The organism is Halomonas sp. (genome assembly GCF_031581305.1).
Lineage (GTDB): Bacteria > Pseudomonadota > Gammaproteobacteria > Pseudomonadales > Halomonadaceae > Halomonas.
In genome coordinates this window covers 1-1549 of sequence record NZ_JAVLBC010000332.1, presented here as the reverse complement: position 1 = coordinate 1549, position 1549 = coordinate 1, and the positions used below count along the sequence as shown (strand labels likewise).

Genomic DNA, 1549 nt, shown 5'->3' with positions numbered 1-1549 from the left:
CACCGGCGCGGCTGCCTCAATGCCAGGCGCGCGATGGCCGGCCTGGACGAACCATTCCTGCAACCGAGCCAGCGCCTTGGCGAGGGCGCCGCCCTGTTGTGCCGAGAGCGCCTCGAGTGCCTGGCGGTCTTCCTGTGACAGTGCCTGATGCAGCTCCGACAGGACCGCTCGCCCCTCGGCGGACAAGGCGGCGTTCTGGTCATGCCGAGCGGCGGCGGGCATTCGTTCACTGCCCTCCGCGGCCCTTGCCAGGGTACTCGCAAAGGCCGCGCTATCAGGCTGACCGCCAGTGCCGGGTTGAGGTCCTGCCTCGGGACCGTTGACCAGACTCATGAGCTGCTGGATATGCATGGCGATTCCTCGAAGATTCAGAGCTCGCTGGGCGAGTGCCGGCGAGCCATACGGCTGTTGACCAGGTCATCACTGACGTGCTGTTCCCGGCGTTGTTCAGCGCGGCGCCTGGCGATATTTCGCCGCTCGGCCAGGGTATCGTAGGACGACAGGCGCTGCTGCAGCTGCTGCCAGTGCTGGCGAGTCTTGGCGACTCGCTGTTGCTGGGCGTCCAGTGCCTGCCGGGCACGCACCAGGGCGTCATCCAGAGAGGCGAGGAAGTGCTGGTAGTTGCGCATGGTGGCCGGGTCGATGCCAGTGCGCATGGCCGCATTCAGCTTTTCGGCGTACTCCTGGCGATAGCGATGCAGCGACTCAACCTGCTGGCTGACCTGGCGGCTGATGCGCTGTTCGCTGGCCAGGTTCTGCCCGGCCTGGTCACGGGCATCCCGGGCGAGCTCGATGAGTGTGTCGAGCGGCGTGTTGCTGCGGCTCATGGCGTACCTCCCACGACGCTGGCCAGAGCCTGGCGAGCGTTTTCCAGACTGCTGTTCTCCTCGATTCGCTGGTGCAGGAAGTTCTCGAGTTGCGGATAGCGCCGTACGGCCTCATCCAGCTGCGGGTCGTGGCCCGGATGATAGGCCCCGACACTGATCAGGTCGCGGTTGCGCTGATAGCGGGAGAAGAGCCCCTTGAACTGCTGGGATTGCTGCAGCTGCTGCGAGTCGGTGATGGCGGTCATCGCCCGGCTGATGGAGGCCTCGATGTCGATGGCCGGGTAGTGGCCTGCTTCCGCCAGCGTTCGGGATAGCACGATATGGCCATCGAGGATGGCGCGTGCCGAATCGGCGATGGGGTCCTGCTGGTCATCGCCTTCGGTGAGCACGGTATAGAACGCGGTGATGGAGCCGCCACCGCGTTGGGCATTGCCCGCGCGCTCGACCAGATTGGGTAACTTGGCAAAGACCGAGGGCGGATAGCCCTTGGTTGCCGGTGGCTCGCCGACGGCCAGGGCGATCTCGCGCTGTGCCATGGCGAAGCGGGTCAGGGAGTCCATGATCAACAGGACGTTGCGTCCCTCGTCACGAAAGCCTTCAGCCAGCCGGGTGGCATAGGATGCTCCCTGAAGGCGCTGGAGTGGCGAAGTGTCGGCAGGTGCCGCCACCACGACGGCACGGCGCAGCCCCTCTGCGCCCAGGATGTTGTCGATGAAGTCCTG

Annotated in this window: 2 protein-coding genes and 1 pseudogene; all 3 read right to left on the bottom strand. The window is 65.7% G+C overall.

Going from position 1 to position 1549, the window contains the following annotated elements; translation table 11 throughout:
• Window positions 1-351: hypothetical protein (locus RI841_RS16420; protein ID WP_310706699.1), on the bottom strand; the 351-nt coding region annotated here is incomplete at its 3' end.
• Between the two features lie 17 nt (window positions 352-368).
• Window positions 369-827 (bottom strand): flagellar export protein FliJ, encoded by a 459-nt coding sequence (fliJ, locus tag RI841_RS16415; RefSeq protein ID WP_310706698.1) that lies wholly within the window; start codon window positions 825-827, stop codon window positions 369-371.
• Window positions 824-1549, bottom strand: a pseudogene (locus tag RI841_RS16410) (flagellum-specific ATP synthase FliI); the annotation flags it as partial. The pseudogene RI841_RS16410 and the gene fliJ, both read right to left, overlap by 4 nt.